Source organism: Bartonella sp. LJL80, assembly GCF_054871565.1.
The window spans coordinates 203,163-212,233 of sequence record NZ_JBTXLM010000005.1; the positions used below are offsets into that span (position 1 = coordinate 203,163).

Below are 9,071 nucleotides of genomic sequence, written 5' to 3' on the forward strand. Positions count from 1 at the left end.
AACAGTCATCTTCGTGTGCAAGATTAAACCATAATAGTTCTACGACAATAGGATCAAGTTAAATTTATCCGATTGGTGAAATGAAGCAGCAGGATGTTATTGACGATCTTTGTGAATGATGATCAGCTTATCATGTGAGGGAGGGGGAAATTGAAACTCGATCCAAGAATTATCATCCAATTCGCTGTTGTGGCGGAGGAACTCTCTTTCACACGTGCAGCCGAAAGGTTGCACGTTGCACAACCATGGTTATCGGCACGTATTCGACAGTTGGAGGACCAGCTCGGTTTCGCGGTGTTCGACCGCAACACGCGCAATATCGATTTGACTGCGAAGGGCTTGGAATTCCTTAAGGTAGCGCAAACCGTTGCTGCCAGCATGGCGTCGTGTCAGGCTTTAGCTGCGCAGTTGCGCCGGAAGGACGACAGACATGTAAAGATCGGTGCCCCTCCCTATAGCCATAAAATATCGCAGCGGCGAGATGTGATAAAGCAATTTTCGGCACGCTATCCCGATATAGGGATCGAATTGGATGTGGGCTGGACGCCAACGTTGATCGATAAGGTGCGCCAGGGCGAACTCGATCTTTCCTTTATCTTGGGCGACGCGCCCTATGATGACCTTGAGTGTCAGCAGATAACCCAATTCGGTATCAGCCTCGTCATGTCGTGCATGCACAAACTTGCCAAAAGCAGAATTATCGAGCCTGAGAAACTTGCCGGACAGAAAATTTACGTCTTTACGCGAGCACTTCATCCGGTTCTGTTTGACAAGTATTTTTCTCCATTGCGACAGGCCGGTGCCGAGTTAATCCAAATTCCTGAAATTACCGATGATCTTATGGATCGTTTGTTAGGCGCTGAACAGATTGTCTATGGCCATCTCTATTTTCCAGATACGGCCGAGCTTAACCCAGCGTTGATCCGTCGGCGGGTGCAGCTCGAACACGAGGTTCCCTTTTCGCTCATCCGGAAAAAAGAACAATCTACGCCGACAGCAAGACTGTTTTGGAATCTGGTTTTGGGGCGATTGACCGGTGGGGATGATCATATCTCACCATCCCCTAAGGCATTTATATCGTGATTTTTTTTAAAATTGCCACTTTTGACGATCATTGACAAACTTGATCGTGCCGGCTTTTCCGATCATTTCCTGTTGAGGATTTAGCAGGCGGGCAATTTCCGTCGTGGCTGCACCGTCAATTTCAGCCAGGGTGCGCTCGCCTTTTGGTGTTTTTGCGATGATCGTCGCGCTTGTGACTTGTCCTGCACGATCATAAAAAGCGGTATAAGTCTCTATCTCTGCCGAACCGACATGGCCTTCATTGATGGAAGGCGCTTTTCCACGCATAGCGTCCGCATCCGCTTGAAAGTCGATATTCTTCGGCAATTCAAGGTTTTTAAACGGTTTTCCCGATAGCACGATAGTATGGTTATAGGTGGCAAAACCACCATTTCCAAACAGGAGACCGACATCACCGCTATCGCGCAATAGTGCAGTCATTTGTGCGATGGCATGGCTCATATAGTTGCCAACTGCAGCACCACCGAACGTCAACCCGCCAACCACGGTAGCGGGTCGGTTTGCTGACCAATTAATCGTTCTACGGGCCATTTTTGTAACACATGGGAAGCAGCTGTAAAGTTCCACGGCGCGAATATCTTCGTGCTTCAATTGGTTGAGTTCTATCGCTTTCTGCATGGATATATGCATACTGGCTGAACGGCCATATTGGTCACGGTTCAAAATATCTTCCGGCTCATTTGCTCCCGCGCCGTAGCCGATAAATACCAGCCGTTCACGCGCTATTCCGCGTCTTTCCGCTTCCTCCAAACTGGTGACGATGAAGGCAGCCCCTTGATTGACCGAACTATTGGCAACCATATATTTCTGGTAAGGAAACGTGATGGGCCTATTTTGCGGTGAAGGAATGACGATTTGCTCAGGTGTCATCGGGCTATGCAGCCAAGCATTGGGATTTTTATCTGCGATTTCTGAAAAAAGGCTCCAAATCTGTCCGCTCTCCTGTTGTGCTTGTGCGAACGTCTGTTTCCAAAGCTTGCGTGCCGCATTCTCATATAAAGGATAGACATCCGTCGGTGTACTCAGGTGATAACGCTCCGCGTAGCTCGGCTTTTTTTGTGCATGAAATTCGGCAAAAACATCCCTATGCGCGATGCCAAGCTTTTCTTTTGCAAGTGCAGCAGCTGTGCGCAAAGCTTCACCGCCAGTCACTGCGGCAATTTTGACATGGCCTTCCGCAATCGCGTTCGCAGCCTCATTGAGGTATCGCACCGGAAAGTGCCCACAAGGGGATGGACTGGTTTTGCTAAACTGCGGTTTGGCTCCGAAATGATTGCATATAGGTTCTAAGACGTCGCCCAAATCAGGATAGGAGATCTGTTCAATTGTTGCAAGCCAATCCAACGCATTCAGCCAATTGCCACCGGCATCCTGTTCAGCTCGCTTCAACGCTTCAATCATCAATCCTAGAGAATCTAAACCGTGTTCAGGTGTCGCAGGCCGATCATTGACCTGACCGACACCGACAATTACAGGAATATTGTACTTAGTCATTTTATGGCCCTTTCTTATGCGCCTGTCCAATGGGGAAGGCGTTTTTCAGCAAAAGCTTTCGTTCCTTCTTTTGCATCACTTGTTTGTTTCAAAAAGCGTATGGCTTTGCTCATATGGTCCCAAGCGGCGGCCTCGGATGGTGTGGAACCATCGACAATGCCCAAAGCCACAGCTTTGCTCATTTGTACCGAAAGCGGCGCATTGGCTGCGATACGTTGCGCCAAGGCATAGGCCTCATCCAATAGGTTCTCCGCTGCTACGACCTTGTTGACCAAGCCGTAGGCCAATGCATCTTGGGCGCTGATAGGATCTCCGGTCAGAAGGATTTCCATTGCTTTTTTGACCGGTAATTGCTTTGCTATACGAATACTACCGCCACCTGCCGCCATAATTCCGCGTTTGACCTCCGGCAGGCCGAAAGATGCCGTCTGCGCGGCGACCGCAAGATCGCTGGCAAGGGTAATCTCTGTGCCACCACCTAGGGCAAAACCGTTAACTGCAGCAATAACAGGCTTGGAGATAGGATGGCGCACAAAACCCGCGAAACCCCATGCTGCTTTGACAGGGTCATCGGGCGCAATACTTTTACCTTCTGATAAAATTTTCAGATCAGCGCCCGCGCAAAACGCTTTGTCCCCCGCACCGGTAATGACAACAACGCGAATATCTGATCGTTGATTTGCTACCTCCAAAGCATCCCCGATGCCCGTATGCACATCACTATCGACGGCATTACGCACTTCTGGTCGATTGATGACAATGGTCAGAATGCCATTTTCAATATTCGTCAGTACTTTATCATGGGTCATAATGCGCCTCATTGTTTTTCAGATGAATGAATTTGTAGGATATCTTTGGCAATGCATGCAGCGATCTGTTGATCATCGAGATGCAATAGGTTTTTGGCAATTTCGATTGTATTTGCGGCAAAACCTGGAGCGGGCAGGTTTGGCACATCCAAGGCAATATCGGAGATAAAAGGTTGTTTTTCCGCGACAATTGTCCTTTCAGGAAGGAGCGGATTGTGTTCGGTGCGGAAGAAATCACGATCAACGAAATAGTCCAAGCCTGGCAAGTCTTGCACATGTTTCATATGGGCACAGGCGATACCAGCTTGCTGCAATCGTGTTTCAGCATCTTCAGGGGCCAAGGTCAGCAACCACCTCTTTATACACTCTTCGATTGATTGGCGATGTTTGCGTCTACCATCAAAAGTAGCGTAATCTTCATTTTGCAGCAGCGGATCTGCAATAATGCCAAGCAACTTTTCGAATTCTGTATTATCGCTAACAGATATCGCTACCCATTCGTCATATCCACGTGCCGGATAAATCCCATTGGGAACGTCATTTAATCTGTTTTCGGCTCCAGCTGCTTCGATAGCAATTAACGTGGCAAGATGGTTGAGAGCAATTTCTGATTGCGCAATCGTTGCACTGCCGCCTTTTCCATCCTTCAGGCGCCGTATCAGGAGGCTGATGACGCAAGCTGCCCCAATACGTGCCCCGACATGGTCAGGATAAATCGTAATAGAGTCGCCACAAAGGCTATGGTCATCAGCATATCCCCAAAGAGTTGTCAGGCCTGTTTTTGCCCGCACCAAAGGCCCATAACCCATGCGGTCTGCCCAGGGCCCGCTGGAACCAAACGCTGAACTATCCACCATGATGATACCTGGGTTTACTTGGCTGATAACTTCATAGCTCAGTCCCATTTTGTCCAATGTACCTGGTTTGAAGTTTGACAGGATTACATCAGCATCTTTGGCTAGCTCCATAAATAGGTTGTGGCCTTCTTGGGTTTTCAAATTTATACCGAGGCTTTTTTTATTGCGATGCCCGAGATGAAATGACCAGCTCATATCACCGCTTAATCGTGAACCATCCAGATGCGTGTGATCCTCCACCTTGATGACTTGTGCGCCTAGATCGGCCAGAAGCTTGGCAGTATCAGCCCCAACCACGATGACGCCTAAATCAAGAATACGTATTCCCTCAAGCGGGCGCGCGCGGTTGTGCTGCCGGTTTGATACCGGTTCGCCTCTCTTTAATTTCTGGAGTCGTGATATGTTAAACGTTCCCAAGTCCGGGGCGATGTCCTCAACGGCCATACGCTGTCCGTCAATCGTCACCATGCCGTTTGGCATAGGGATAGTTAGCGTTTCGGACAGCGTTCTATGAGAAAAACTACCGCGCGCCTTCACATGTTCATTTTCAATCGCGGCGACAAGACCACGTACCGTGGCGCATGGAACGTGAAACCCCTTGCTTTCTTCAACGGCTTGCTTGGTTGTATGCTTTTCAAAAAACGCATTGATAAATTTGGTCAATTCGGGCGATTTAAAGCGCACATTGATATCGTAGAAACTTTTATCCATAAACTCGGCTGGATTACCCAACCATTCACGGAAACCTTCCCATTGCCGTGGAGAAAGAATGCAGAGTCTTATCCTCCCGTCGGCACATGAGATGATTGGATAGGACGATATTGTTGGTCTTTGGCGGGGTAGAATTTCTGCCGTCGCTCCCATGGATGAGCTGCCTGTAATACCGAATCCCGGGTCGAGGGCTTGCGAGGCACCATCCAAAATGGAGAAGTCGATTGCCCGTCCAGCAGCGTTCAACAAACAATCATAAAGGCCAGTCACAACAGCGAAGAAAGCTTGCGCCGCTGCACAACCAACCGTCAGTTCTCCCGGTGGCAGAATTGGTTCCCGCATCCCATAGCCGGAACGTGCCAGTTCACCAGATAATGCGCTATAAATCAGCGCTGACCCTTTCCACGAACTTATGCGCGTATTGCTGCCAAACGGACTAACGGACACCAATAGCAGATGCGGATATCGTAGCCGATAGGTTTCGATGTCAACGTTCATATCGCTTTTAATCGTTGGATCGAAAATAAATGCATCAGCACGGTTGAAAATTTCATCCATGGGCGAATTCGTTAATGTGCAGACCATGCTTTGCTTGCCAGCATTGTGGATATGAAAGTCGATGATATGGGATGGATCAGTTTGTTCTCTTCGATCAGGAAGACCTTGTTGCGGTTCAAGCCGGATAACTTCGGCACCAAATTCCGCTAGCAATTTCCCAACCGAGGCGATTTCTCCACATAGTTGTTCTACAATAACAAAATCAGCCAAAGGCTTACGAGCAGTCATGGTATTTCTCCAGATAAGTGAGGATAAGACGCCAGGAAATCGGAAACGATTGATGGCATTCAGCTTGTCTGGCTTATTTGAGATCGCATCGTTGCCATTGTCTAATACGAATAGCGACGCGATTTATAAGATATTCGTCTGAATAACGGCGTGATCGGGTGATAGGGTTATCATGCATATGATGTTCGTTGATAAAGAATTTTGGCAATAAACAAAAAGTATTACAGGTCAATAATATGTGTGTTGTGAAATTTGAGATCGATGAATATCCTATAATGATGTAAAATTTGGAGGTTTCGCTGTGGAGAATGACGTAAAAAATAAGATATATTCAGTCTTTGAAAGACAAAAGAAGTATTTTTCTACGGGTAAAACACGAAATATTGATTTTAAGAAAGACGCGCTTAAGGCGTTAAAGAAATCGCTTATCGAGCATGCCCCGGAAATCTATGTCGCGCTGGAAAAAGATTTAGGAAAAACTAAGGCCAATATTGATGGCTCGGAAATCGGTGTGGTCTTATCAGAAATTGATGTCGCTCTCTCGCATCTGGACGAATGGGTTGTGGAGCAGACAGCTCCGGTGGATAGTTTTCTACAGCCTTCCGACTTCTTGATCCAAAGAGAACCATTTGGTGTCAGCTATATCATAGGGCCATTTAATTACCCGATTAATTTAACGTTGGCGCCGGTTGTTGGAGCAATTGTCAGCGGCTGTACGGCAATCATCAAGCCCTCTGAAAATACACCAATGACGGCTATGGTAATTGAAAAAATTATAGCGAGCGCTTTCCCTTCCGAATACCTTGCGGTTGTCCAGGGAGCGGTGGAAGAAAACAGCTATTTATTGTCGCTGCCGTTTGATTTTATCTTTTTTACGGGCAGTCCCGGGGTTGGAAAGATAGTGATGAAGGCTGCCTCAGAGCATTTGACACCAGTCGTTTTAGAGCTAGGTGGGAAGTGTCCTACGATCATCTGCCCTGACGCGGATCTTGATCAGGTCGTTGCAAAAGTTACCGCGGGTAAATTTGCTAATAGTGGTCAAACATGCGTTGCACCAGATTATCTACTGGTTCATGAAACAGTTAGAGAGGCGTTGGTGAATAAGCTGGTCGATTATGTAAAACATAATTTGATGAAACCGGGAAAAATTGGGAAAGTTGTTTCGCAGACGCAAGTTGACAAGATCTTATCTTACCTTGAAAAAACAAAAGGAACTATCCGCATAGGAGGGCAGGCGGATCGCGAAACGCGCTATGTTGAGCCGGCTATCGTTGATAATGTTTCGTGGGATGATGCTTTAATGCAGCAGGAGTTGTTCGCTCCGATTTTGCCGGTTTTAACCTTTTCGGATTTGAACAGTGTTGCCGCGCTCGTGAACCAGCACCATCCTAAACCTTTGGCGGCTTACATCTTCACCAAAAATTACGATACGGGCAAGCGGGTACTCGATCAAATTCCGTCAGGTGATGCGCAAATCAATGATGTTCTCAACCACGCAGCATCGGCTTTCTTGCCTTTTGGTGGGGTCGGGCCTTCAGGCATGGGTGAATATCATGGACGCTATAGCTATGAGGCATTTTCTCATCGTAAATCCATCCGTATTACCAGATAATCCATGAAAGGCTGACAGGAAATGAAAACGCAATCAATCGTAACACGCAGCAAGCAGCCATTTCATTGTGAATTGGTTAATCTGGAGGATCCGTCTGCAAACGAAGTGCTGGTACGCATCGTCGCCAGCGGTGTGTGCCATACGGATGCAGCCGTACTTGATGGCTCCATGGCCGCTAACTTCCCCATTGTTTTGGGGCATGAAGGGGCTGGTGTTGTTGAAAAAATAGGCAGTGCCGTGACAACATTAAAGGTCGGTGATCATGTGGTTATAGGCTTTGCGTCCTGCGGTCATTGTGAGCGCTGTCTTACTGGAAAAAATGGCGCATGTGAAAATTTTGGTGCATTAAATTTCGAAGGCAAAAACCGCTACGGCAACTTTGTAATGCATACAGCTGAAGGCGACAACGTATCACAATTCTTCGGACAATCGTCTTTTTCCAATTACAGTATAGCGCATGAAAGCAGTCTGGTTAAGGTTTCACCAGATATTGACCTTCGCTATTTGGGGCCCCTCGGTTGCGGTTTTATGACCGGAAGCGGCTCGGTGTTGAATGTGATGCAACCGGAAGCTGGAACCAGTTTGGTTGTTTTTGGTACGGGCGCAGTCGGATTGAGTGCATTGATGGCCGCAACACTGGTTGGATGCACGAAGATTATCGCTGTCGATATACATGATGAGCGTCTGGAATTGGCACGCTCTCTTGGAGCGACGCATATTATCAATAGCTCCAAAGAAGATGTTGTCGCCACCATACAACAGATTACGAATGGCGGCGCAAATTATAGCTTTGAGACAACCGGCGTTGATAGTGTTGAATTACAAGCTATGAATTGCCTCAAAATATACGGCAAAATGTTATGTGTCGCCGTTGGCCGTAAGGATATCGAGCTTAATCTTACCCGTGACATTATTGTCAAGAGCATTACTGTTCGTGGCGTAATTGAAGGTGATGCAGTTCCACAATTGTTTATTCCGAAGATTATAGAGTTTTGGAAACAGGGACGGTTCCCATTTGATAAGCTTGTATCGTTTTATAAGCCAGATCAAATTGAACAGGCTTTTGCCGATTCGAGATCAGGCAAGGTGATTAAGCCTGTTATCATTTTCGACGAAAATTATAGTGCTCCTCAGTGAAAATTTTCAACCAATGCGAAAATTTGCGAACGCGATTATATGACATGATCTCATATAATCGCGTTTATAGATTTAAATTTTTTATGAATTTGTATAGTGAATACAAATATTTTTAATTTATTATATAGTATATTAGTTGTCTAATAATTAGTTGGATTATAAAATGATGGTTATGCAAAAAATAGTGATGTAAATTTGCATTTGGTTCAATGTTTTAATAATATTTAAAAAAATATATATTAAAATTTCAGAATCTTGTATTCGATGGATGGAAGAACCATCATAACAAAATTTTTTATTATTTTGGGAAAAAGGTCAAATTTTTTCAAAGTTAATATATTTAAAGGCTTGCTTTTTAATGCAATGAATATTAGAAGAAAACATATATTGGGTTGCCAAAAAGGGGATATTTTTGGCTTATCGTGCGGGTAGATATGTTGGGTTTGGATTTGAGGTTAGTGGTTTACCGCTGGCTTTAATTTTTTTTGGGGGGGGGGGGGGGGGGGGGGGGGGGGGGGGGGGGGGGGGGGGGGGGGGGGGGGGGGGGGGGGGGGGGGGGGGGGGGGGGGGGGGGGGGGGGGG

At 46.6% G+C, this 9,071-nt stretch carries 6 protein-coding genes; 3 read left to right on the forward strand and 3 right to left on the reverse strand.

The features are described from left to right. Positions 1-150: 150 nt before the first annotated feature. A complete protein-coding gene (locus ACYSNS_RS10250) occupies positions 151-1,083 on the forward strand; it encodes a LysR family transcriptional regulator (protein ID WP_461723056.1) in 933 nt (310 codons plus the stop codon). Between the two features lie 6 nt (positions 1,084-1,089). Here ACYSNS_RS10250 and ACYSNS_RS10255 read toward each other — a convergent pair whose 3' ends face one another. The 3 genes from ACYSNS_RS10255 to ACYSNS_RS10265 are packed head-to-tail and all read right to left on the reverse strand — an operon-like array spanning position 1,090 to position 5,740. Then, the gene (locus tag ACYSNS_RS10255) at positions 1,090-2,577 is read right to left on the reverse strand and encodes an acetyl-CoA acetyltransferase (protein WP_461723057.1); all 1,488 of its coding nucleotides are present in this window, start codon (positions 2,575-2,577) and stop codon (positions 1,090-1,092) included. A 14-nt stretch (positions 2,578-2,591) separates the two neighbouring features. Next, the gene (locus tag ACYSNS_RS10260; protein ID WP_461723058.1) at positions 2,592-3,386 is read right to left on the reverse strand and encodes an enoyl-CoA hydratase-related protein; all 795 of its coding nucleotides are present in this window, start codon (positions 3,384-3,386) and stop codon (positions 2,592-2,594) included. A gap of 8 nt (positions 3,387-3,394) precedes the next feature. Beyond that, complete coding sequence (locus ACYSNS_RS10265) at positions 3,395-5,740, reverse strand: CaiB/BaiF CoA-transferase family protein (RefSeq protein ID WP_461723059.1); 2,346 nt, start codon at positions 5,738-5,740, stop codon at positions 3,395-3,397. Between the two features lie 301 nt (positions 5,741-6,041). Between ACYSNS_RS10265 and mdlD the strand changes: the two genes are divergently transcribed. Together mdlD and ACYSNS_RS10275 are read left to right on the forward strand one after the other, a co-directional pair. Beyond that, complete coding sequence (mdlD, locus tag ACYSNS_RS10270; RefSeq protein ID WP_461723060.1) at positions 6,042-7,352, forward strand: NAD(P)-dependent benzaldehyde dehydrogenase MdlD; 1,311 nt, start codon at positions 6,042-6,044, stop codon at positions 7,350-7,352. A gap of 21 nt (positions 7,353-7,373) precedes the next feature. Then, positions 7,374-8,489, forward strand: a complete 1,116-nt coding sequence (locus ACYSNS_RS10275) for an NAD(P)-dependent alcohol dehydrogenase (protein ID WP_461723061.1) — start codon at positions 7,374-7,376, stop codon at positions 8,487-8,489. Positions 8,490-9,071: the final 582 nt, after the last annotated feature.